At 42.5% G+C, this 26,499-nt stretch carries 18 protein-coding genes; 11 read left to right on the top strand and 7 right to left on the bottom strand.

The features are described 5' to 3' along the window. Positions 1-1,355: 1,355 nt before the first annotated feature. Positions 1,356-3,692, bottom strand: a complete 2,337-nt coding sequence (locus tag BC659_RS04285; protein ID WP_133473434.1) for a S9 family peptidase — start codon at positions 3,690-3,692, stop codon at positions 1,356-1,358. A gap of 375 nt (positions 3,693-4,067) precedes the next feature. On the opposite strand from BC659_RS04285, the gene BC659_RS04290 reads away from it, so the two are divergent. The 8 genes from BC659_RS04290 to BC659_RS04325 all read left to right on the top strand — a co-directional run bounded on the left by BC659_RS04290 (position 4,068) and on the right by BC659_RS04325 (position 12,367). Then, positions 4,068-4,430: a VOC family protein gene (locus BC659_RS04290; protein WP_162847348.1), complete on the top strand. Its 363-nt coding sequence runs from the start codon at positions 4,068-4,070 to the stop codon at positions 4,428-4,430. 244 nt (positions 4,431-4,674) lie between these two features. Next, positions 4,675-5,100, top strand: coding sequence for a VOC family protein (locus BC659_RS04295; RefSeq protein ID WP_133473436.1), 426 nt, complete (start codon positions 4,675-4,677; stop codon positions 5,098-5,100). Between the two features lie 69 nt (positions 5,101-5,169). Further along, on the top strand, positions 5,170-5,754 hold the full coding sequence (locus BC659_RS04300; protein WP_211340695.1) for a VOC family protein: 585 nt from the start codon (positions 5,170-5,172) through the stop codon (positions 5,752-5,754). A 316-nt stretch (positions 5,755-6,070) separates the two neighbouring features. Beyond that, positions 6,071-6,706, top strand: coding sequence for a hypothetical protein (locus BC659_RS04305; RefSeq protein ID WP_133473437.1), 636 nt, complete (start codon positions 6,071-6,073; stop codon positions 6,704-6,706). 45 nt (positions 6,707-6,751) lie between these two features. Next, positions 6,752-7,582, top strand: coding sequence for a tetratricopeptide repeat protein (locus BC659_RS04310; RefSeq protein ID WP_211340696.1), 831 nt, complete (start codon positions 6,752-6,754; stop codon positions 7,580-7,582). 252 nt (positions 7,583-7,834) lie between these two features. Continuing rightward, positions 7,835-9,187: an MFS transporter gene (locus BC659_RS04315; RefSeq protein WP_133473439.1), complete on the top strand. Its 1,353-nt coding sequence runs from the start codon at positions 7,835-7,837 to the stop codon at positions 9,185-9,187. A gap of 164 nt (positions 9,188-9,351) precedes the next feature. Continuing rightward, complete coding sequence (locus tag BC659_RS04320; RefSeq protein ID WP_133473440.1) at positions 9,352-10,305, top strand: carbohydrate kinase family protein; 954 nt, start codon at positions 9,352-9,354, stop codon at positions 10,303-10,305. 109 nt (positions 10,306-10,414) lie between these two features. After that, entirely contained in the window at positions 10,415-12,367 is a 1,953-nt protein-coding gene (locus BC659_RS04325; protein WP_133473441.1) for an amylosucrase, read from the top strand. A gap of 109 nt (positions 12,368-12,476) precedes the next feature. Here the strand turns inward: BC659_RS04325 and BC659_RS04330 are convergent, their stop codons facing one another. From BC659_RS04330 to BC659_RS04355, 6 genes are all read right to left on the bottom strand, one after another. Then, positions 12,477-14,021, bottom strand: coding sequence for a phosphatase PAP2 family protein (locus tag BC659_RS04330; protein ID WP_133473442.1), 1,545 nt, complete (start codon positions 14,019-14,021; stop codon positions 12,477-12,479). 4 nt (positions 14,022-14,025) lie between these two features. Next, complete coding sequence (locus tag BC659_RS04335) at positions 14,026-14,991, bottom strand: hypothetical protein (protein ID WP_211340697.1); 966 nt, start codon at positions 14,989-14,991, stop codon at positions 14,026-14,028. 129 nt (positions 14,992-15,120) lie between these two features. Next, on the bottom strand, positions 15,121-16,203 hold the full coding sequence (locus tag BC659_RS04340) for a transporter family protein (protein WP_133473443.1): 1,083 nt from the start codon (positions 16,201-16,203) through the stop codon (positions 15,121-15,123). A 212-nt stretch (positions 16,204-16,415) separates the two neighbouring features. Continuing rightward, positions 16,416-17,741, bottom strand: coding sequence for a vanadium-dependent haloperoxidase (locus BC659_RS04345; protein ID WP_133473444.1), 1,326 nt, complete (start codon positions 17,739-17,741; stop codon positions 16,416-16,418). A gap of 48 nt (positions 17,742-17,789) precedes the next feature. Next, on the bottom strand, positions 17,790-18,344 hold the full coding sequence (locus BC659_RS04350; protein ID WP_133473445.1) for a hypothetical protein: 555 nt from the start codon (positions 18,342-18,344) through the stop codon (positions 17,790-17,792). A gap of 20 nt (positions 18,345-18,364) precedes the next feature. After that, positions 18,365-20,398: a kojibiose hydrolase gene (locus BC659_RS04355; RefSeq protein ID WP_133473446.1), complete on the bottom strand. Its 2,034-nt coding sequence runs from the start codon at positions 20,396-20,398 to the stop codon at positions 18,365-18,367. Between the two features lie 53 nt (positions 20,399-20,451). Between BC659_RS04355 and BC659_RS04360 the strand changes: the two genes are divergently transcribed. From BC659_RS04360 to BC659_RS04370, 3 genes are all read left to right on the top strand, one after another. Further along, complete coding sequence (locus tag BC659_RS04360) at positions 20,452-24,000, top strand: CRTAC1 family protein (RefSeq protein ID WP_133473447.1); 3,549 nt, start codon at positions 20,452-20,454, stop codon at positions 23,998-24,000. 5 nt (positions 24,001-24,005) lie between these two features. After that, entirely contained in the window at positions 24,006-25,322 is a 1,317-nt protein-coding gene (locus BC659_RS04365) for a vanadium-dependent haloperoxidase (protein ID WP_133473448.1), read from the top strand. Positions 25,323-25,492: 170 nt separating this feature from the next. Continuing rightward, complete coding sequence (locus tag BC659_RS04370; RefSeq protein WP_133473449.1) at positions 25,493-26,419, top strand: hypothetical protein; 927 nt, start codon at positions 25,493-25,495, stop codon at positions 26,417-26,419. Positions 26,420-26,499 lie beyond the last annotated feature (80 nt).

Below are 26,499 nucleotides of genomic sequence, written 5' to 3' on the forward strand. Positions count from 1 at the left end.
CCGAATTGATGGGTTCCGAAGTAAATGGTACACCTGAGCTGTGCAGCACGCAGAGTCCCTCGTGACCTCGGAGACTCTGCGGAGAACCTCACTATTCACTCACCAGCCAATTACCTATTAGTTGCACCAATTCCCCGCAGACGTCTCCCGAGGCACGAGGGGACTCTGCGGCAGTCTCGCATTAGTTCATTGCCTATTAGTTATTAGCTAAGAATATTCATTACCGAATTGATGGGTTCTGAAGTAAATGGTACACCTAAGCTGTGCAGCACGCAGAGTCCCTCGTGACCTCGGAGACTCTGCGGAGAATAAACTCTGCGGAGAACCTCACTATTCACTCACCAGCCAATTACCTATTAGTTGCACCAATTCCCCGCAGATGTCTCCCGAGGTACGAGGGGACTCTGCGGAAGTCTCGCATTAATTCATTGCCTATTAGTTATTAGCTAAGAATATTCATTACCGAATTGATGGGTTCTGAAGTAAATGGTACACCTAAGCTGTGCAGCACGCAGAGTCCCTCGTGACCTCGGAGACTCTGCGGAGAATAAACTCTGCGGAGAACCTCACTATTCACTCACCAGCCAATTACCTATTAGTTGCACCAATTCCCCGCAGATGTCTCCCGAGGTACGAGGGGACTCTGCGGAAGTCTCGAATTAGTTCATTGTCTATTAGTTATTAGCTAAGAATATTCATTACCGAATTGATGGGTTCCGAAGTAAATGGTACACCTGAGCTGTGCAGCACGCAGAGTCCCTCGTGACCTCGGAGACTCTGCGGAGAACCTCACTATTCACTCACCAGCCAATTACCTATTAGTTGCACCAATTCCCCGCAGACGTCTCCCGAGGCACGAGGGGACTCTGCGGCAGTCTCGCATTAGTTCATTGCCTATCAGTTATTAGCTAAGAATATTCATTACCGAATTGATGGGTTCCGAAGTAAATGGTACACCTGAGCTGTGCAGCACGCAGAGTCCCTCGTGACCTCGGAGACGCTGCGGAGAACCTCACTATTCACTCACCAGCCAATTACCTATTAGTTGCACCAATTCCCCGCAGACGTCTCCCGAGGCACGAGGGGACTCTGCGGAAGTCTCGAATTAGTTCATTGTCTATTAGTTATTAGCTAAGAATATTCATTACCGAATTGATGGGTTCCGAAGTAAATGGTACACCTGAGCTGTGCAGCACGCAGAGTCCCTCGTGACCTCGGAGACTCTGCGGAGAATAAAAAGATACACCTAAGATGTGCTGTCCGCAGAGGCCCTCGTGCCTCGGAGACGCTGCTGTTAACATAATAGGCTTACCACTTGGGTAAGCCTATTATGTTAACAGCATATACGCTACATACTACTGCCTTGGAGCCGGAGCAGCTGCAGGCCTCAACTGATAATCCAATGGCGGCTCAACACCTAATAGATGACGCACAAAATAATCCCAGCGGCGACGCATCATATAGGGGCCATACTGTCCGTATCCATGCGCACTATTCGGAAATAGAATGAGATCGAAACTCTTGTTGGCTTTTTGCAATGCTTCTACTACCAATAAGGTATTATAAGGTGGTACATTATTATCCATCATACCATGCGCCAGCATTAATTTTCCTTTCAGGTTCTTCGCATAGTTCTGGTTGGCCTGTGCCTCATAATCTGAATTTTGTACCAGCCCATTGTAACGCTCGCCCCAGTCGTCTTCATAATTTCTGTTATCATGGTTACCTGATTCAGAAATACCTACTTTGAAAAAATCAGGATAACGGAACATTGCTGCAGCAGTTGCAAAACCACCACCTGAATGTCCCCAGATGCCTACACGGTTCGTATCAATCGGATATCGCTGTGACAGCTGACGTATAGTGGTGATCTGATCAGGCAATGTATTCTCACCCATATTACCATAATTCATATCATGGTAACTTTTGGAACGGTTAGGGTTACTGGTACCTTCTACCATCACTACAATAAAACCCAGCTCTGCCAAAGCCTGGTGATCGCCACGCGATGCCGTAAAGCCCCAGCTACCTACACTGCCACCCTGCGGACCAGGATAGATATAATCGATAACCGGATATTTTTTATTGGGTTCCATTTTGGTAGGTGTAAATGCCAGGCCATAAATATCTGTTTTGCCATCATGTGCTTTTACGGTAAAAGGTATGGGAGGTTTCCATCCGGTAGCTACCAGTCTGGATACATCTGTTTTTTCAAGTGTAGTGATCACTTTACCATTCAGGTCGCACAGCTGTGTAACTGCTGGCACATCGGGCTGTGAATAGGTATCGATGATATAATTACCTGAAGGAGAAAACACAGCCTGATGTGTACCTGCACCCGGTGTAAGCAGGGTGAGGTTTTTGCCATCGAAACCGATTTTATACAATTCAGAAAAATAAGGATTCGACTGATGACCGGTAGAGGTAAAATACAATACACGGTTTTTCTCATCCACTTTCACTACCCTGCTTACTACCCAATTGCCTTTGGTGATCTGGTTTTTCAGTTTACCGGTGGTAGCATCGTATAAATACAGATGCCCCCAGTCGTCGCGTTCTGAGTACCAGATAATTTCGTTGGAGCCGGCCAGGTAGCGCCAGTTGATTTCCCCTCTTCCCGATTCGAATTGTGTGGCCACGGTTTCTTCAAACACTTCACGAACAGCCCCTGTTGCAGCATCTGCAATACGGAGCTTCTCCTGTTTGTGATCGCGTGAAGTGGAAAGAAAAGCAAGTTGTGTAGCATCGGCACTCCAATCTACATCACCCAATGAACCACCACTGGTAATATCATCACCCAGTGATGATCTGTGCGGATCGGGTGCTACCTGTAACTTAATAACTTTTGCAGCATCAATATCTATGATCACACGATGCAGCATGGCAATTTCTTTATCGCCGGGTAAAGGGTATTTCCATGCACGCAAAGTAGGTTTACCTACATTGGTAGTAACCAGGTACATATCGCTCACATTACGCTGATCCTGTTTAAAAGTGGCGATCTTTTTTGAGTCGGGCGACCAGCGAACAATGGCCCTGTCGCTCGATTTCCATCCTGCATTATCGGTAGCATAGCCAAAATCTTTTATGCCGTCGGTGGTGAGTTGTGTTTGTTGATTGGTAGTCAGATCACGCAACCATAAGTTCCAGTCTTTAATAAACACTGCTTTTTTACCATCTGGCGAAATGGCTTCGTTACCGGCACCCGGGCCACGGTTGGCAGCCCCACCCCTTCCCTGAGTTTCTGGTGTAGGGGTTGCACTGTCGTCTGTACCAAGGGTTCCACCCTGCAGATCGTATTTCCACTTTTTGCCGGCTGCAGAAAAAGAAACCGATTTACCATCTGCCGCAAACTGAAGGGTTTGAAAGGGAAGTTTTGTTGCTTCGTATTTATTACCGGTAGCACCTGATAATGCATCGGCCAGTTTCTGGTGATCAAAAGCCGGTGTACGTGTTTTCTTCACCGGGTCTACCAGCATAAACGTGTTTTGCTGCGCTGTGGCAGACAGGTACCAGAACCGATCGTTGGGTAGCCAGTTGGGGCGTACCGTACCGGCATCAATAAAAGGCTCTGTGTGATAACTCATAAACTTTTCTGCCCGTTCATAATCTTTGGCAGTAAGTGCAGCACTTTGCGCATGGGCAGCCATGCTAAAAGCAATGGCGACTGCAGTATATACATACTTTCTCATGTGATAAAAAATGTGGTTGTAGAATATGGAATGAAAATACCAATATAAACCAAATAGCGGTAGCATATTCCATCGTCGGTGAAAAGCGTTTCCGGAGGCTTGAAGATAAAGACCTATGAATAGAACACAGATTCGTATGATTTTAAAGATATATCATGACAGATCCTCATGATCATGAAAATCCTTGTTCCATATTTCCTGTATGTCTCTGCGGCTAATTCATCCATTGAAAATATCAGGGTAACCGTAGATTGATGAATCTATTTTATTGAATACAATCTCTTAGTTCAGGAGAGATAAGCGTATTTTTAAGAAAGGTTTTAGGGCGATAGCTGAAAAATGATACCCATTCAATCTTCTTACAATAACACGATCATGCATTTTACCAAATTAGTACCCAGTGTATTTTATACAGATCTTTCAGACGGAATTAAACTATTTGTAGACTGTTTGCAGTTTACCATTGTACATAAGGATATACACTGTGCGCAACCCTATTGCGTATTGCGAAAAGGAGAGATTGGCCTGATGGTTTTTCAGGATGAACAATTGGCCAGAGAGCATAACCCTGAGCTAAGATTGGTAACAGATAATATTGAGGAAGTGTATACACAAATAGCATCATCACATCCTCATCTTCTCCATCCTAATCTCAATAAAGTTACCCTCAGACCCTGGGGTGCCAGGGAATTTGCCATTACAGATCATCAGTTAGGGATTCGTTTTCAACAATGGTAGGTATAGAATAAAAACTTCATTCAGTTACAATCCACAGTTTGGCACAATCAACCTCTTTTTTGTCGTGATACTACCTCTCATATAGCGTTCTTAAGCAGTAGGTTTGGACACTGAAAATCAATGGCTACTACCACCCTACACAACGTATTACTGATAAGGGGATATAGAAAGCCTGAAATACAGGGCAGATCATTAGAAATATCGCTAAACAAAAAGTACATTAGAAAACCTAAAATAACCAACTATGGCTTGCATTAACCCTTACCTGCATTTTAATGGCAATGCAGAAGAAGCATTTACCTTTTATAAATCTGTTTTTGGGGGCGAATTTGTTACACTCATGCGTTTTGAAGGCGCACCCAACAATGAAAAAGAAGCCGATAAAATTATGCATGTGGCCCTACCCATCGGCAAACACAATGTATTGATGGGAAGCGATACACCTGAACAACTAGGTACGCATAATGAAAGAGAAACCCGCAGTAAAATTTCGATTGGTACTGAAAGCAAAGAAGAAGCTGATCAACTTTTCAACGGGCTCTCACAGGGTGGCGAGGTAGAAATGCCGATAGCCGACAGTCCCTGGGGTTCTTATTTTGGCATGTTCAGGGATAAATTTGGTATAGAATGGATGGTGGATTTTGATCCCAGACATAAGGGGCAACCATAAATACAATTAAACGGCCCATTTGGTAAACCATATGGGCCGTTCATTTTTAATCCCGCTAAAAAACAGAAAATGTATAAACTTATTTTTCTCACCGCTATAGTGATCGGCTTAGGCAGTGCCTGCACAAATCCGAAACAGACAGATAAAGTAGATACTACTAAACAAGATACCATGACAGTAAGCAAGAACCCGATAACACAAAAAATTTCGCCTTACCTATGGGTGGAGAAAGATGCCAAAGCAGTAGCAGATTATTACCTGTCTATTTTTAAAGATGGTAAGTTGAAAGATTTCCGTCGCTTCGATAGCACAGAAAGTGGCAATACTGCAGGCATTGAAACCGCTGTGATTGAAATAGCAGGTATGGAATTTACCATACTGGCTGCGGGACCCTTATTTAAATTTAATGAAGCCGTTTCTTTTGTCATCAATACAAAAGATCAGGCCGAAACAGATTATTACTGGGATGCACTCACGAAAAACGGTGGTGAAGAAGGTTCCTGTGGATGGTGTAAAGATAAATACGGTTTATCATGGCAGGTAGTACCCACTGAATATTTCGACCTCATACACAGTGATGACCCAGCCGTAAGAGAAAAAGCGATGAAGAACACATTGAAGCAGAAAAAACTGATACTGGCTGAATTGAAATGATCGCAGATCGCAGATGTCAGATCTGAGATTTGTTCCTTATATAGTGTATCCTACCCTGAAGATGCTGTGAGGAAAGTAAAGCTAAGCCCAAACAAAGGTATAGACCGGGTACCGACAAGTCACCGACAGGGTAAATAGAGACAAGAGAAATACAGTGAAACATTTCATACACTGATACTGAATACCTTAAGATAAAAAGTATCCATATCAATTGTATTTTAGCGCAATACTGAACAAAAGCATAATGAGCAGGTGATTCAAAAAAATAGTGTAAATTTAGTAGTACGCTGTATAATTACTTAACCACTATCGGAAAATGAAATCCCTGATCTTCCTACTCTTTTGTTTAATATCCTTAAATACGTATTCACAGAGCGCAAAATTTGATGGTCATACCTGGACACCTCCTTATCGTCTACCGATTCCGGATAAATGGACCATTGAGCGGTTTGAGATACCCATTAGTTTTGCGCCTAAGATCGCATATAAAGGCGTAGAGGATATTCGATTTACGCCCGGTTGGAGTAAAGCAGAAAGCGAAGAATACTGGACCTATGCGTTTCTATGGTACCTGGAAGGCAACCCCGAAATAAACTCCGGCACCATCTCTACCAACCTGAATGCATACTATACGGGTCTGATTGAAGTTAATACCGGCAACTCCCGAACTGAAGCAGAAAAGAATATGACTGTAACTACTACATTCAAAAAAACAACTTCTGAATTAAGTGATCTGGCAACCTATACTGGCACTGTTGTCATGATGGATTATATGCAGCGAAAACCGATTACGCTGTACAGTAAAGTGCATATCAGAAAATGCGCCGCCAATAATAAAACCGTAGTATTTCATGAATTATCTCCCAAGCCATTTTCACATAAGAACTGGAAGCTATTAGATCAACTATGGATAGATTTTAGTTGCGAAAACAAGAAAGCTTCGATTCAATAAAATTCAACAAACCTATAATCATTAAGTTATTTGCGAATGAAGTACATGTGCATTTTAGCCTTGCTTTGTATCACAGAGTTAAAAGCACAAATAAATCTCACATTCAATAAACGTTTTGTCGAAAGTGAAGATAAATGGGTGGCTTTTAAGCCAGATAAAGACAGCTCATACCCCTTTGGATTTATTTATATTGATGCGCAAGCGGGTTTGACACTAAATTTTGAAGGCAGTTTTAAAATTTTATCTGACGGAAGGTTTGTAGCTAAAAAATCAGACAATACAAACACAAAAATCAGATTAGAACCCAATAATGTTTTAGTAGCATTTATTCCCGAAAATAAGTTTCAGGAACTTCAGATTTCTTTGATTCCGGATTGGCTTACATACTATAAGACAGATACCAATTCTGTAGAACGTTTATATCGTTGGGGTTATATGTATAATGGCTGGGGGGAATGTGCAAAAGCTTTATCTTTTTTAGAGAAGGCCAAAACAATAAATTCAAAGCATAAAGGCCTTATGGTTGAACTATCTTATTCCTATAACTGCCTGGAACAATACGATAAGGCCGAAATGCTTCTGGATGAAGAAATAAAAATCAATCCGGGAGACTCCTATACCAATAAAGAGTTCATTTATACTCTTACAAAAAATAATAAGATAGCCAAAGCAACAATCCAATTTGAAGCATTACTGACTACAGTCAAAGACAAACAATACCATGCAGAAAACTGCTATAATATTTTACAATACTATTACAAGCAAAAGGACAAAGAAAATTTTGCAAAGTGGTATAAAATACTCCAGCTACAGCCCAATCTAAGTAAGATGATCATACAGTATTCGGATAATATGAAACGAGAACTGGAAAAATAGTATTACTGAAGTAGAAATATTCATTTTGAAAGCTTTTCGAATGTTATTTTTATAGTTTCACCCCTATAATACTATAATCTATTATTGTTTATTACAGTCCAGCTGTGTAAATAAAAAATCTGAGATCTGCGATCTGACATCCAACATTTGCTCCGCAAACGTTTTCGAAAAAAATATCTGCATTTACGTGTGGCTTCGCACCCGGAAAGCTGTTATATTACAGTATAACGCTTATCCACCCAATTGCTTGCCATGTCGTTAACCAAACCCAAACTGAGTTTCTGGCAGATCATAAATATGAATGTGGGCTTCTTTGGTATACAGTACAGCTTCGGTTTACAACAAACCGCAGTGAACCCGCTGTACAGTTTTTTAGATGCCCGGCCGGAAGATCTTCCCTTACTAAATCTTGCAGGCCCTATGACGGGTTTACTCATTCAACCCATCATCGGTGCATTGAGCGATAAAACCTGGCATCCACGCTGGGGACGTCGCAAACCTTATTTTTTAATTGGTGCCATTTTCTGCAGCCTCTGTTTATTTGCCTTCCCCTTTAGCAGGGCACTATGGATGGCTGTAGGTTTATTATGGATACTGGATGCGGCTAATAATACGGCCATGGAACCCTATCGCGCGTTTATTGCCGATAAGTTGCCGGCAAGCCAGCGGGCCATGGGTTTTCTAACGCAGAGTTTTTTTACCGGACTTGGTATCACACTCGCCAATCTTTCTCTCTTCTTTTTTCAGAAAGTAATTACTGGTCAGTCTACTACTTCTACCGGTGAGCCTGGTATTCCCTACTGGGTATATGGTTCCTTCTTTGTAGGTGCCGTTTGCTCGATTGTGTCTGTTGCATGGTCGGTCATCAAAACACTGGAGATACCGCCTACCGAAGCTGAGCTGGCAGCACTGCGGGCTGAGCATAAAGGTTTTCTGACGCCCTTTAAAGAAATATTCAGCTCTATTGTACATATGCCGAAAACCTTATGGCAACTGGGTTTGGTTTACCTCTTTCAATGGTACGCTATGTTCTGTTACTGGCAGTTTATTTCGCATAGCATTGCGCAATCGGTATGGCATACCACCGCAGAAACCAATCAGCATTTATATGAAGAAGCCGTTGGCTGGACAGGTCTGGTAAATGGTTTCTACAATATCATCACCTTCCTCTCTGCTTTCGGACTGGTATGGATGGCGAAAAAATTCGGTGCCAAACAGGTACATATTATCTGTCTGTTGCTCGCTTCTTTATCCTTGTTTATTTTACCCCATATTGAAAACAAATACTATCTCTTTGCTCCCATGATTGGTTTTGGTATTGCCTGGGCCAGTATGATGGGTGTTCCCTATATAATGGTAGTTGGAAGTATACCCAAAGAAAAATATGGTGTATACATGGGCATCATCAATATGATGATTGTGGTACCGATGATTATTCAAACACTATCCTTCGGCTATATCTACAAAACCTTCCTCAACAATAACCCTGCCAATGCCATCACATTCGCCGGTGCATTACTATTGGTAGCAGCATTGGCAACCATGAGAATGCGTGTTGCAAAAAATGAGGAAGAGGTTGAGATGCCGATTGCTAGCGGGCATTGATCATTATTGAATTTGAAAATTTGATCCGCCTAAGGCGGATTGGAAATGCAGGCTGTTTTTATAACAAGTAGTATTTACAAGAATAAATCTACCCACATTCACCATTGACCATTGACCATTGACCATTCACGAAAACTGACTACTCACTACTGACTACTCACTATATGAAAATATTATGCATAGGAGAAGCACTCATTGATATGATCTGCACCGATAAGGGGAGCAGTCTTTCTGATGGGCAGCATTTTTTAAAGAAACCAGGAGGCGCACCTACCAATGTAGCGGCAGCCATTGCAGCATTGGGTGCCGAGGTAGAACTGGCAGCCAAGGTTGGTAACGACCCATTTGGCAAACACCTGATTGAAGTAATGCAGGACTTCGGTGTATCGACCCGCTGGATGCTGCAGGATACTAAAACATTCACCACATTTGCCTTTGTATCACTGATGCTGGATGGTGAACGTGATTTTGTTTTTAACCGTGGGGCCGATGGAGAGTTGAGCAGGGAAGAAACCGATGAAATACCCCTGAATGATGTAGGTATTATTCATTTTGGTTCTGCTACCGGTTTTTTACCCGGTCCCTTACAGGCTGCCTATCAGGGTATGCTGCAGAAAGCATTGTTACAGAATAATATCTTCATCAGCTTTGATCCGAACTACCGTCACCTCTTGTTTCAAAACAATACACAGACTTTTATTGATCAGTCCTGGAACTTTTTACAGTCCTGCCATTTCTTTAAACTGAGCGATGAAGAAGCCATGCTCATAACCGGTGCCCATTCTGTTGCCGATGCTGCAGCTATACTGCTTGAAAAAACAAATGCGGTATTCACCATTACCCTTGGCAAGGAAGGTACTTTACTTGGTTATAAAGGGCAAACCTATACCATTGCCAGTATACCCGTTACACCTGTAGATACCACCGGTGCCGGTGATGCATTTGTAGGGGCGGTACTTTATCAGCTGCACCAGAAAGCCTTAGCAGAGATACAGGCACTCAACATAGAACAATGGCAACAGATTATACACAACGCTAATAAAGCCGGTGCCCGTACCTGCGAGTACATGGGCGCTATGGAAGCATTTAAACACCTGAGCAGCGCAATCTTCGATTGAAAGCACAGCTATGAGCCTTGAGCTCTGAGCTGTGAGCAGGCATTTGATTTATAATTTATTAACCATACTAAAGAGCTCGTGGCTCATCGCTCACAGCTCGAAGCTAAATATGTACCACTACACGCTCCACCAACGAATCACCCGCATCTGTGAGCAGCAGGGTTTATTGCTGAACGGCGATGACCTGGGTTTTTATACAAGGTTATGTGCCAATGCAACGGCTATTGACAGTTTATACCGTTCATTGTATAACCATCATCTGGCATCGGATGCATTGTTTGAGCGATTATTACTTACACTGATACAAGGCCATCAGCAAAGAAATAGAGAATTGCGTAAACGTGATACAGAGAAAGCCGCAAAAGGGCAATGGTTCCTGAGCAATGAAATATGCGGCATGAGTTTATATGTTGACCGCTTCTGCGGTAAGCTGAACGATTTACCTACACGATTACCCTATCTCGAATCGCTTGGTGTAAACTTCCTCCACATCATGCCCATTTTTGAAAGTCCGGCAGGGGAAAGTGATGGTGGTTATGCAGTATCCGATTTCAGAAAAGTAGATACCCGCTTTGGTACCATTGACGACCTGCGAGCAGTACAAAAACTGATGCAGGAAAAAGAGATGTACCTCATGCTCGACATTGTACTCAACCACACTTCTCACCACCATGAATGGGCAGTGAAAGCGAAAAAGGGTGATCCGGTGTACCAGGATTATTTCTACATGTATGATGACCGCACCCTTCCCGATCAGTTTGATGCTACCATGCCCGAAATATTTCCGGAGAGCGCACCGGGTAGTTTTACCTGGAACAAGGAAGCAGGCAAATGGGTAATGACCGTGTTCCATAATTATCAGTGGGATCTGAACTATACCAATCCTGCCGTGCTGGTAGATATGCTGGATAATATTTTATTCTATGCTAACCTAGGTGTTGATATTTTACGGATAGATGCACCCGCATTTATCTGGAAGCAACTGGGTACTACCTGCCAGAACCTACCTGAAGCACATACGATTTTACGATTGATACGTCAGTGTGTGGAAGTAGCTGCACCGGGCATGGCATTACTCGGCGAAGCCATTGTGGCACCCAAGGAAATCATGAAATATTTTGGTACCGATCTGTACACAGCCAAAGAATGCGATGTGGCTTATAATGCCACACAGATGGCCTTACAATGGGATGCGCTGGCCACAGGCGATACCCGTGTTATGCTGGCCGCACAACAGGATCTTTTACAAAAACCTTTTGGCTGTACCTGGATCAGTTATACCCGTTGCCATGACGATATTGGTTTGGGTTATGATGACAGTATGATTACCGCAGCAGGTTTTAATGCCTATGAGCACCGTAAGTTTCTGAAAGAATACTATTCAGGCACACATCCTGCATCAACCGCATCGGGTGCTTTATTCTCCGTAAACCCGAAAACACAGGATGCGCGTATCAGTGGTTCGCTGGCATCGCTCTGCGGATTAGAGAGAGCCATCGCAGCCAATGATGAGCAAGCCATAAATATAGCTATCAGAAAAATATTACTGATGCAGGCGCAAAGTATTTTTCTGGGTGGCATACCCATGTTATTCTATGGTGATGAAGCTGCTTATACCAATGACTACAGCTACCTGAATGATGAGGGCAAAAGTTATGATAACAGGTGGATGCACAGACCCGTAATTGACTGGCAGAAAAATGAAAAAACAAAAGAAGCCGGTACTATTGAACACCGCATCTTCAGTGGCACACAGCGCCTCTTAAAACTCCGCAAACAATTACCTGTTGTAGGCGATTACAAGAACATTCGTTGGATAACGCCTCACAATATTCATGTAGCAGGTTTTATACGATCCATGGACGAGTCACATCTGTATTGTTTATTCAACTTCAGTAATAAAGCGGCTTACCTTACCTGGTATGCTTTTAAGGAGCAGGGCTATGGTATCAGCAACTTGTACGATCACTGGAATGAACAACGCCTAACCGTAGGCTCAGATCATGAATACCTCATCATAGAGCCGTATTCTTTCTGCCTTTTGGAAAGCGGGAGCTATTAGCTTTTAGCCATTAGGTGTTAGCCATTAAAAAAAGGGGGAAGAAAATGCTTCCATTTTCTTCCCCCCACAACATAGCTAATGGCTAAAAGCTAACAGCTAATAGCTCACCCTAATCAGCTCCATCGGTTTGTGCACGTGCAACTGCATAGGCACCTACCTTCTTACCCGTTTCCAATCCTTTTTCACAGTCACTTCTATAATGTATGCCCCCATACATACGTGATACAGAAGCTTCTTTAGCCATTTCATCATAGGCTTTGGCCCTTGATGGTACAATATGACTCAGAATGGTTGCTGCTGCAGCACTAAATGTAGAGTGACCGGAAATATAGGATGGGAAATTGGGTAAGCCGGTAAGGGTTTTGATAGCAGGATTTAACTGCGATGGTCGTGGATTAAAATAGAAATATTTGGTATCCCAACAAACAATCGCCGCATCCATCAAAGACATATTCAGTAATGCCATATTTCTTGCCCAACGCACTTCACTGAATTTCTGTTGAATGAAATCTGCATCGGCAATAGCACCCCAGTGACCCGGAGGTGTAGCAGTTGCAACACCATCGGCCCAGAAATGGGTGATGCGAATACGCTCTGCATTGGTATTGTTCACAAGATCTAATATCTCTGCTGTTTCTTTTTTCATCTGCTCACTGGAAGTAGATGGTGGCGGGCCCGGACGCAGTGTTGGTGTTACCGTTTCATCAAACAGGAAGGGTCTTACTTTTCCAAACAATGGTAACATGGGTGGACGCTTGGGTGTTTCCAGACTGATCCATGGTATTTCGCCGCGTGCAATGGTTTGTGTTTCGAATAGGGCCCAGTCAGTAGCATTACCTGCTGCCGCACCTGCCCTGTCGGCCCTGCCGCGTGTAATGAATTTTTGTGCCACCAATCTACCCAAAGCCTCACCTGCTTCAATATCGCTTCTGGTAGCAGTACCTGCCATCAGTTTTGATAACATCTGTTCCTCTGCTTTTTTCTGTATAAAGGCAATCTCACCAGGGAAAAATAATTTCATCATCTCCGCCGTTACACCTGCCAGTACTGCATCTTCAGATGGATAAGAAGGGAGGTCTGACTGTGGTAATTTAGGTTTTATATTGGCATCTGTTTTATAAGGTGCCGGTCTGTTATAGAGTTTCTTATAATGCCAGGCCGCAACCAATGCATCATATTGTGCAGCACTGATATAGGCATAGGCCCTTGCTGCATAAGGCGGGTTCGCAAAAGGAAACAAAGGATAGGCAAATGGATTATTGGCACTCGGAAATGGATAGGTACCATCAGCATTCTGATAAGGAGGTAAATTATATTTCGCTACCAGTTCACGCATGAGTTCATTCCATCTCAGTACACCTCCCGCACCCCAGTATTTAATAGCCGCTTCCTGGTCGGCAGTAAGATCGCGCTGGTATCCTTTTACTTCGTTGAGCTCAGCAATATAACCTACAGAACTAACGGCCGCAGGTGCTGCTACCGGAAACTCTGTAGGTCCGGTTAATAAAATAGGTTTCCAGATGCCAGCATCAATATCTGTTTTGGTAGGTGCCAGCATGGGCGCATCATCAGTGGCATTCGGAACATGTTTGGAGCAAGACATCTGCACCAATACAAGGGCTGCCAATACACATATGGTAAGTATTTTCTTCATGGCTTTATTTTTTATCGTTGGTGGATGTTTTTTCTTTTTTCTTTTTGGGTGAGAAGTCCATGATATAAAATGCACCACCACCAATGGTAGATGCCTGCCCCATGTTTCTTCCGCTTAAAGTAATATTACCGTTGGCTATCAGCGATAAACCATCCACTGCTTTGAGGTTATACTTAAGATTAATACCGAGCATACTGGCATTCATCCTGTTGCTTACAAAAGGCATATTGTTACGTGTAATATCAAAACCACCGAGTGTAGTCCATTTATTCCATACCGCTTCGGCAATCATTCTACCTGTTCGGTATCCGGCCCTTACATTGATGGATGATGCATCGGGCATAGCTACCTGATTGGTATTGTGTAATTGCGTGGTATAATAAGACTCCCTGTCGAGTGTAACCTTATCGCGAATAACATAAGTTGCAGAAGCAGTAGTAAACCAACTGCCATACTGGTAATCTACCATACCACGTAAGGAAATGGTTTTACTTCTCAACCCAATTGATAAGGGTAACAGATCGGGGGTATAATCAGATACAGGTAAAGAGATCCCGCCAATAGTGTAAAAGGAAAGTGTACTCTTGCCGAATTCTTTTTCATAAGGCATCCACTTTACCCATAGCGACAGATCCTGAAAGCCTTTCATACCATGCAGTGTTCCGGCAGAAGCTTTTGTTTTAATATAAGGTAAGCCAAATAATACGTTTAGTTTATCGGATACACCATAGTTACCCATATAGGCAATCATACTGGTTGATACGGTTCCGAGGTTCAGGTTATTTCTTTTCAGTGTTCCTTCCCAGTATTGATCCCAACTACTGTAGTTATACATGATACCGGAACAATAATTATGCTTAGCCATCATAATACCATCTATCTCCGTTTGTGCCTGAGAAGGCAGGTATGATAAGGCAGTCATTGCAATCAGGCCGGTTATACGCAATAAGCCTGTTTTTATTTTTTGCATAGTTGATTGGTTTAGTAAATGATTCATATGACAGCCGTTAGCCTTTAGCCATTAGCTTTTAGCAGATAAGAGAGAATCGTTCTTGTAAAATATATTCATGGCTAAAAGCTAATGGCTAAAGGCTAATAGCTAAAATCTCACACTCATTCCGATATTCACAGCCAGATCAGCAAAAGCTGCATCGCCCTGGGCGTAAACACCTGTTATTTTTGTTCTTTCTTTATCAGCATAACTTTGTGTACGGCTTCTTACAATCGCCACTGGAACATACGCATAGAGGTTTATTTTTTTCATGGAATAAGTAACACCGGGCTCGATTGAATTCACATAACCAGGCCGGCGAAAGCCATAGTCACCACCTATTAAATCAGAAGAAGGTACGCACTCATGTCGGTAACCTGCAGAAACGGTAAACCTGTTAAAGGTGAAATTGGCACCGAAGCGAATCATGTACTGATCGGGTACACTCATTACATCACTGCCATATTGTAAAGCAGTAGCCGATGTAGCTCCGCCTCTTGCTGTTGATACGCCATTGTGCTCACGGGGATTGAGCAGGTAAAAGAAATTACCGTACAGGCTCACTTTTCTTGAAATAACCTGATTGGCATTCAGTTCCATCGTAAACCCTGTACCACCATCTCCCAGTTGAATAGACTGATCTACAGGACCCAGCACTTTTGTACCGGTACTGGTATAAAAATGATCCATTACCCGGAAATCGCCTGTTGGAAGTTTAATGCCCAGTCCTGCCTGTAAGCTGAATTTTCTGCCTTTGGCAGGATCTGTTAACCAATGGTAGGCAGTAATACGTGCGTCACCCAAACCAAATGAACTGGTAGAATGGCGGGCAGCACCTCCATGCTCATAAAGAGACGAACGTGTATTGGAAATAACAGGGATTCCAAATGTGATAGACCAACGATTATTAAGGATTCTTGTTAAGCTGAGGTCTATCGAAGCATTGTGATTAATAACCTGTGTATTGTTAGCAATTCTTTGTTTCTGTTCTTCTGTTCCCACAAAATGACGGAACGAATTGAAATAACGTGTGTTGAGATTAAAGCTCCATTTACTGGATACTGTGTCTGCACCAAACAAATGGTCAACCGTACACATTCCCCCTACACTTCTGATAGCCACACAACCCTGTGCGCCAGACTCAGTTTGAATGAATAAAAAAGCAGCTAGTATGATGATAATTGGTTTCATGTTAGATTAAGGTTAGATTTCTAAGCAATTGCGTGTTGTTTGTTAAACGACAATGAGTGATATGGCAAGCCATACCCTTACATACCATAAGTTGTGAGATTGTTCTGGTCAACACTGGTTCGTTTGTTGACTGTATTGTACAGCATCGAAGATGGATTCAACGATCCATCTTAGCCCTTGTTGGTCGCCTGACCAACAAATATGAGGCTTGTCTATTTTTTCATCTTCAAACGGTCAACGATCATTTTACCTACGCGCTGACCATAATCGGTGCTGATAATACATGAATTGTGGAAGTGGATACCACCATAAAATCTTGCCCAGTTATTTTCTTCAGCAGCAGCCCTGAATGAGCTGAAACTCCTGTTGGGTATACCAAATTCCATTTCAGTAGAATCGGTATAAGAAAAATTGTCGCCGAATACACTGGTAAGTGCCTCGGCAGCGGCAGATGAAATGGTTGAGTGTCCGCAGGTATATTCAGGAAAAGCAGGTGTTTGCAGATAAGGTCTCCAGCTAGGATCTATGTATTCATTGATCACTGTTTCAGGGCGGGCTGTATTGTATTTATATTTTACATACCACGACTGAATAAAGGAATCAAAAAGAGCAATGGATGTTTTGGCTACGGCATATACATGGGTAGCAAAATCAACTTTTGCTTTCTGTGCTGCAATACCCACAATACTCATCCAGTGACCCGGAGGTGAGAATTTTTTACTCCCATACATCACATGCCCGGTTACATTCATTTTAAAGGGATTATCATCCCAGAATTCTGCAATATGTTTCTGCTCAGGTGTTAAACTGTCAACAGCATTTTTAATGGCTATCACTTCCTGATAATACTTGCTCTTTTTATCTGTAATATTAAATACCGGCGGCGGCGGCGGATCAAACACCCCTGCACTGTCTATCACCAATGGCCTTATTTCATGCCAGTGTGGTTCTGCGGCAGCTGCATACATAGGCGGCGTTGGTACCCAACGACCGGGTATTTTTTTCACTGCATACTTTTCGGCTCCTCTGGTTTCGAGGTAATTGTCTTTTTTGCTCCAGCGAATAATGTGCATACTGATACTGTCTGCCAGCATACGGGAAGCCGTTTCTACCTTACTGCTCAGCCCTTTATCTCTGGCAATCTGTAAAATACTGTCTTCATATACTTTCATACTGCCTTCGGGGAAGGTTACCGACTCGCCTACTTTCATATACGCCAGCAGGGTGGCCAGTTCAATGTCCATATCGGCTGTAATCGTGGGCACCACAGGTTTTTTCAGCCCTTTTAATTGTCCGCCAAGCGACTCATACTCATTGGGATAAGCAGCAGCCACTACTTCATAAGCAGCAACAGCAGCATACACATAATTACGCGATGCCACCATGGGAGGAAAATTATTTCCCATCACCACCGTATTCAGTTCATATACGGTACGACTAAACAATGCAGGATCGTGTAAAAATGTTTTATACTCAGTAGATTGTTTACATGAAGAAATACATGTAAGCAATACGAGCCCCAACAAGAGCTTTCTCATATACAGTAATATGTTTCAGATAAAAAGATAATGCTTAATGAACCAGCATTATGCTTGCGGGGGACGCTCTAAACGATTTATATAATCAGACAGATACGCGGTTTCCTGATTCACGTGATGAACCTGTTGCGGGTCTGCATTCCTAAACTGCCAGGAAAAAGAATGATCCCCGGTAAAGTCCAGAACAGAGAATTTGAGAACCGTATGCTGATTGGAAGATTTTTGTGAGGAATTACCGGCATTATAATCACCCGCTAAACGGAAGAAATCATCCCGCGCATTGCGGATACCAATCTTCTCGATATTGGGTACGCACCATAATTCTAAAGAGTCTTTATAGAAACGTCTTTTTACAAAATGATAGGTTACGCCATTGATGTCTACCTCACCTGTAGCATTTTCGTACTGCTCGGTATTGGAGCCATAAGGTGTACTGGCGGGAACTTTAAGGTGAAGCAGCATGGCTTCATCATAAACATCGTCATAAAGACTGGCCTGAAACGCTTTATCAGAAGCTGTTTCCATATAACCCAGCAACATTCTGTAGCCGCCAAGGCTAAACAGCAGTAGTCCGAGAGATACTATCGTGGCAAGTCGTTTCAACCCAATAAAAATAATTGTTTTTATTGAACTACCAAGGTTTTTTTATCGGGTCCGATACCTGTAAGTGTTAGTTTTTTCCAGTGTCTGGGCAGTACCGATTTAATCTGTGTAATGCCTTTTGGTGTGATGTCTATACCTCCAAAACCCATCAGCACACTCTGTAAAATACCACCTGCACCGGTAGCAAAATACGGGTTGGTGCCACCCTTGGTTTCAGCAATAACCCGGAATGGAGGGTTGAGGTTAGGCTCATAAGATTCTTTGAAGAATTTGAGGGCCTTATCGGCATTGCCCAGTCTTGCATATAGAAGCGTAAAAATAGCATGGGTCATGGCAGGCGTTCCCTCATTGGGTACACGGGTTTCATAATACTCCAGGTCTTTCAGTACCTGTTTGGGATCACTCACTTCTTTCAATGGATATGCCAACAGGTTTACATCACCCTGTTTAATACCTTCTCCGTTATAAGTAGCGTGTTCGCGGGTTACCCCATTCTCCATTTTCAGGATGGGAATATTTTGCGCAACATGCAGCCAGTCGGCATCGGCTTTGGCTCCTACCAGTGCAGCGGCTTCGGTTGCATAATTTAATACAGCTTTGGCAGCGGCATTCGTCCAGGCATTGTTGTCTACATTCTCCGCCCACTCATCGGCAGCTACCACATTCTTAATATCATATTTACCCGGGCCATTTCTTTCTACCCTGCTGGCCCAGAAATCGGCTGTTTCTTTTAGTATGGGCCATCCTCTTTCTTTCAACCATTCTTTATCCTGTGTTACACAATAATAGTTCCAGGCCGCAATACCCACGCAAGCCGTAATATGGTGCTCAAACGGACCGCTCAGTGCCCATACCGGTGTTTCTTCTACCCCCGTTGCTGCACTCTCCCATGGAAACATAGCGCCTTTATAACCATGACTGAATGCATTTTTCTTAGCAGCAGCCAAACGGTTATAACGATACTCTACCATACTTTTTGCCATGCCGGGCTGTAATACCAGTAAAGCCGGATACATCCACAGTTCTGTGTCCCAGAATACATGGCCATTATAACCCAGACCGCTAAGGCCCATTGGCGATGGACTATAATCAGTGCCCTCTCTAACGAAAGAATAGAGATGATACATCATACTATGTACATCCTGCTGAGCCTGTGCATCACCTTCTATCTGAATATCACTCTTCCATAACTCACTCCATGCTTTGGTATGAAAAGACATCAGCCTTTCCCTTCCTTCCAGTTTGGCAAATATGGTCATGCGTTCTGCTTCATTCAAAGGATCATCATGATGGGCACTGGTGATAGAAGAACCCGCAATAGAAAAACGATAACTGGTGCCTGCCTTTACCGTTTTATTGAATTTCATGAGGTGCATATTATTATCCCACATTTCATGAATCACACGGGGCTCTTCACCATGGTGCTCGGAAAACAAAAAAGTATTCGAGGCACACATCAATAATTTACCTGTAGGGCTTTTGGCTGAGGAGGTAAGCAGGCTGATGGTTACATGCGGACGGTCTATTTCATTGTAATAGTTCTGCACATCTTTCAGCGCATCGGGTGCTTCCATTACACTGGCTGCATTTACCAGTATATCTTTTTTGGCTGTAACCGTTACATCCATCAGCACCGTAAAAGGCAGGTGGCGCAAGGAATAGTAGGTATAGGTTACGGTAGCTTTATCGCCATAATCGAAAGAGCAGGTAAAAGAGGCTTTTTGCATATCCAGTTCCTGCTTTATATTTTTTACATCGGCACCGCTGATGTTTCTGCCATCAATACCCAGTTGCATATTCAGCAGATTGAAACTGCGAAGGAAATTACTTACCCTTCCACGACCATACTGATCGTAGGCTCCCGCCAATACCACTTCCTTTACTTTAAATGGTTCGGGGGAAGAAACAATACCAATCATACCATTTGCCACCGTAACACCATAGTAGTTGGAGGAACTAACAGCAGGTACGGTTAGCTTCCAGGGGTCCTGGGCTTGAACCCATCCGATACTTAATAAAAAAAATAGCTGGCAAAGCTGGCACAATCGTTTCATAATTTGTACTTTAGAAATACTTGAGGTAACTCAAATTTATTCTAAAACCCTGTATGAAGCACATTTTTCTTGCCATGCTTGGCTGCATGATGTTATATGCATGCGGCCATAAGTCTGTACTTTTTCATGAAGTAGACCCCAACAAATCCGGCTTACTATTTACCAACCAAATTACTGAGAACGAAAACCTCAATGTATTAAACTACGAATACATTTATAATGGTGGTGGTGTAGGTATTGGTGACTTTAACAACGACAGCCTGCCCGATATTTATTTCACGGGCAACCAAACCCCCAACAAACTTTTTCTGAACAAAGGCAATTTGCAATTTGAAGATGTCACAGAAAAAGCAGGTGTAAACGGCAATGGTAAATGGAGCAAAGGCGCCAGTATTGTAGACATCAATAACGATGGCTTACCAGATATTTATGTATGTACTGCCGTTCTTGCCGACAGCAATGCAAAAAAGAATTTACTGTACGTAAACCAGGGCATTAACAAAACAAACGGCATACCCATATTTAAAGAAATGGCTGCTGAATATGGATTGGCCGATGTTTCGAACACGCATATGGCTGCTTTCTTTGATTATGATAATGATGGTGATCTTGATGTATACCTTTTACTCAATGACCTCGATGGTACTTATCCAAATGAATTCCGTCCTATCAGAAAAGATGGCAGCTGGCCCAATACCGATAAACTACTCGAAAATAATTTTGATTCTGCATTACAACATCCTGTGTATAAGGATGTATCAAAAAAAGCCGGTATTCTTATTGAAGGACATGGGCTTGGTGTAAGTATAGCTGATATTAACCGTGATGGCTGGAAAGATATTTATATAAGCAATGATTATCTCTCCAACAATATACTCTATATCAACAACCGTAACGGCACATTTACCGATCGTTGTGCCAGTTACTTTAAACATACCAGCAGAAATGCCATGGGTAATGATATTGCCGATATTAACAACGACGGACTGGCCGATATTATAGAAACTGATATGATGCCTGCCGATAATTACAGGCAGAAGATGATGCATTCTGATATCAGTTACCAGACATTTCAGAACAGCGACAGGTATGGTTATATGTACCAGTATCCACGCAATACTTTACAACTGAATCAGGGTGCTTTACCGGCAGGATATGACTCTATACAAAAAAATGCTTTCAGCGAGATCGCTTATTTCAGTGGCGTAGCCAATACCGATTGGAGCTGGGCACCGCTTTTATTGGACGTGAACAATGATGGATGGAGAGATTTGTTTGTGAGCAATGGCTTACCCAAAGACATGTCTGATAAAGACTTTATGGCTTACCGCGACAATGCTGTTGCCAATTCTTCACTGGAAACCGTATTGAAACAATTGCCTGAAGTAAAAATCAGCAACTATGTATTTGAAAACAATGGCGACCTACACTTTACAGATCGTACCCAGGAATGGGGCATTGATTTTCCTACTTTTTCTGCAGGTATGGCTTATGCAGATCTTGACAGAGACGGTGATCTTGATCTGGTCATTAACAATACCAATATGGCTGCAACTTTATTGGAGAATACAGCACAACAACAAAAAGAAGCTGCACATTATATACGGATAGTCCTGAATGGCACATCGCAAAACAAATCGGGTATGGGTGCATGGGTATATGTGTTTACAAAAGAAGGGCAACAGGTAATGGAACATTCACCCTACAGAGGTTATCTTTCAACAGTTGAACAGACCATTCATTTTGGCGTAGGCAAACAAACATTGATCGATTCAGTACGTGTGGTATGGCCCGATGGCAAAACAGAAACCAAAAAAAATATCAGTAGCAACCAGACGCTTATTTTTTCTGCAGATAAAGCAAGCTCACCAACTGACACAACGGGTTATACCATATCTTCTTTATTCACCGATATCAGTTCAAAAGCTGGCATCAATTATGGTTTTTCTGAGGTAGATTTTATTGATTTTGATATCCAGCGTTTACTCTTACATAAGCTTACACAATATGGCCCTTCGCTGGCTGCAGGTGATGTAAATGGTGATGGACTTGATGATCTTGTTGTTGGTGGCGGATCCCCTTTTCATGCTTCTGTTTTTATGCAGGCCGCCAATGGACGTTTTAACCGAAAATATTTACCGGGTTATAAAGAACCACAGTTACAGGATGATGCGGGTTTGAGTTTACTGGATGCAGACGCAGACGGCGATCTGGATTTGTTTATTGTTTCCGGTGGAGCCGAGAACCGTCCGCAGGAAAAAGCATATACAGATCATCTTTACATCAATGATGGTAAGGGTAATTTCTCGGAACTAACTGCCGAGTTTACCAATAACAGGTTTACCAAAAGTTGTGTGGTTGCCAACGACTACGATCAGGATGGAGATCTCGATCTGTTTATCGGCGGAAGGGTAATTCCTGGCAGATACCCCATGCCTACCAGCAGTTTTATTTACAGGAATGATTCAAAAAAAGATAAGATTCTTTTTACAGATGTTACTGCAAAAATTTCACCTGATTTACAAAACATAGGCATGGTTACGGCAGCCGTTTGGTCGGATGCAGATGCAGATGGTAAAACAGACTTACTGGTTACCACCGACTGGGGCAGTATTGTAGTAATGAAGAATAATGGAGCCGGTTTCACCAGAACCAAAACCGCACTTGATAGTTTTCATGGATGGTGGAACAGCATTGTTTCTGTTGATATGGATAATGATGGAGATATGGATTATGTAGCAGGAAATTATGGGACCAATAGTTTTTTACAGGCTTCTGAAAAACATCCCTTAAACGCCTATGCAAAAGACTTTGATAACAATGGAAGTTTCGATGCCTTATTTACACATTGGTATCCCGCCACCATAAGAGGCGAGAAAAAAGAATTTCCTATTGCAGGTCGTGATGTACTACTGCGTGAAATGAGTATTATGAAAGAACGTTTTCCCAACTATACATCCTATGCAAAAACAGACATGAGCCAGTTATTTCCACCCGGTATATTACAGGATGTTACGCAATTAAAAGTGAATCACCTCCAGAATAGCTGGATAGAAAACAAGGGGAAACTGAATTTTGCATTACATGCACTACCACCCATTGCACAGATGGCACCCATATATGGTATTACAGCAAGAGATATAGATGGCAATGGCTTTATGGACCTGGTATTAACCGGTAATGAATTTTCAATGGCTGCTTATCTCGGTCGTACAGATGCCTTCAACGGATTGGTTCTATTGAACAATGGCAAAAAAGGATTTCAGCCTTTATCCATCATCCAATCTGGCTTCTATACACCTGCCAATGGAAGAGCCCTTGTTGAAATGGTGATACAAAATAAACCTGCTATCGCGGCAGGACAAAACAGAGACATGCTGAAACTCTTTCAGGCAAATCAGGTTCATGAAAGGGTAGTAACATTACAAGCAGCCGAAACACATGCAATGGTTTCCCTGAAAAATGGCAGTAAACGAAAAGAAGAGTTTCCTTTCGGGCAGGGATTTCTTTCTCAGTCGTCGCGGTTTGTTTCACTGAATCCATCCATTGTATCTGTTGATTTTTTTGCCGGTAATCAGAAAACCAGAACCCTCCAACCCTGAGCCTTATGAAGCAGTATAAAAAATGGTTTACGGTTATATGCATTTTTATAACCCTTATAGCATGTAATGAAAAAAAGAAAAACAATATTCCGAAAGGAGCTGAATTACAACACCAATGTGTGCAGGCATTAACTGAAGTAGTTGTATACGATATCATTAACCCTCCTGTAGCCAGCAGGATGTATGCCTATAGCAACCTTGCTTATTATGAGGCGCTATGTCCTTCCAGTAAAAAATGTACCAGCCTGCTCCCGGTTTTAAAAGATTTCGCCACACCGGGAACACCCGATAAAAACAAAAAGTACGACTTCAGGCTATCTGCTACCGTGGCATTTATGAAGGTTGCGGAAGCACTTGTTTTTTCGAAAGACAGTATCAGAAAAAGCAGGGATAATATACTAGCCGATTTTGCAGACATAGATGAAGATGTATTTAACAACAGTATTGCCTGGGGTGAGAAAGTGGCTTCTGTTGTTTTAGAAAGAGCTGGTAAAGATGGTTACAAACTTACCCGCGGTATGCCCAAATTCAGCGTATTGAAAGAAACCGGTATCTGGCAGCAAACGCCTCCCGATTATGAAGAAGCCGTAGAACCCAACTGGCGGTACCTGAAGCCCCTGCTCATGGATTCTGCATCGCAGTTTAAACCCATAAGGCCTCCGGTATTTAACATGACAAAAGGAAGCCCATACTATAAAGAAGTGATGGAAGTATATGAAATGAGTACCTCATTAACCGATGAACAAAAAATGATAGCCCGTTTCTGGGACGATAATCCTTTTGTATCTGAACATAAAGGGCACCTTACTTATGCCAATAAAAAAACAACCCCTGTAGGCCACTGGATGGGCATTACAGGTATTCTGGGAAGGCAATCCAATAAAAACGAGTTCGAAATCGCAAAAGCTTATGCATTAACTGCTGCTGCTATTTTTGATGGCTTTATTGCTACCTGGGAAGAAAAATATACCAGCAAAACAGTAAGACCGGTTACAGTTATCAGAGAGTATATTTCTTCGGAGTGGAACCCACTGTTACAAACACCTCCTTTTCCTGAATATACCAGCGGTCATAGTGTAATATCAGCTGCCGCAGCCACAGTCTTATCTGAGGTTTTTGGTAACAACACCGCTTTCCATGATACCACTGAAGTGAAATACCTGGGTCTGGAAAGAAGCTTTTCTTCACTGGGGGCTGCTTCCGATGAAGTAAGCATGAGTAGGATGTATGGAGGTATTCATTACCGTTCAGCAGTTATGAATGGACAAAAGCAGGGGCAGGAAATCGGTAGCTACTACAATAAAATTTTTTTACCTGAATAACCCCTGCGTAAACGCTGCGTTCTCTGTTCTCTGCGGTGGGATTACTGAAATCATCCTGACGGAGGAAGGAACCGCAGAGAATAAGAGATAACGGAGTTTACGCAGAGAAGGAATGAGTGATTGTATAGTATTGTATGCTTACATTTGGATAATAAAATATAGTCGGGATTATGAAGCGTTTTTTGTTGATTGTTTTGGTCATTATAATAGCTGTTTTTACAACAGGTTTTTTCCTCCCAAAAGAAAAAACAGTTACCCAAACCCTGAACGCTACCATACCCTTTGATGGCATTTCAAGGGCCATCGTAAATAAAAACCAGTGGCAGAACTGGTGGCCGGGTAAAGTGGTGAATGATAGTACCGTTTCTTATCAGGAAAAAGACATCACCATTAACCTGCTGCTACTGAATGGCTTTAAAGCAACCGTAAAAGATGGCAGCAATTGGGTATTTCTTGATTTTCAGTCGGCTGCTACTTATAATGCAGAAACAGCACTCACGCTTACTACTACCATTTCTCTTTCGTCTAATCCCTTCCTGAAAGTATTTCAATACATGACTGTTGGTAGTAGTCTGAAAAAATGGGAAAGTCTGCTTCAGTCACTCAAAACAAATTTTTCAGATATCCAAAAAATATATGGCTTCGACATTCAGTTAGGTAAAGTACCCAACTCATCCTATATCTCTGCACAGCAGAACTATGACCATGCACCTACGAATGAGGAGCTGTATAGGCTGATTGATGAAGTAAAAAATTATATCGCCGGCGAAAACGCAAAGGTGATGAACGATCCGATTTTAAATATTGTAAAAGAAAGCGACAAAGCTTATACTGCAATGGTAGCAGTGGCTACCGATAGAGACCTGCCCGGCAAAGGCAGGTTTATGCTAAAACAAATGATGCTGGGTAATCTGGTGGTGGCGAAAGTTACCGGCGGACCTGCTATCATTGAAAAATGCAGACAGGCAGTTCAGTTTTATGTAAGCGACTATAGAAAGGTTTCACCAGCCATTGCCTTCGAAAGATTAATCAGCAACCGTTTAACCACAGACAGCACCCAATGGGTTACCACTATTAATTATCCTGTATTTCAATAGCTCTCTGCGGTTCCTTCCTTCGCCAGGATGACGTTAGTAATGCAACCGCAGAGAACATGAGGACGCAGCGTTTACACAGG

This window comes from Sediminibacterium goheungense (assembly GCF_004361915.1).
Classification (GTDB): Bacteria; Bacteroidota; Bacteroidia; order Chitinophagales; family Chitinophagaceae; genus Sediminibacterium; species Sediminibacterium goheungense.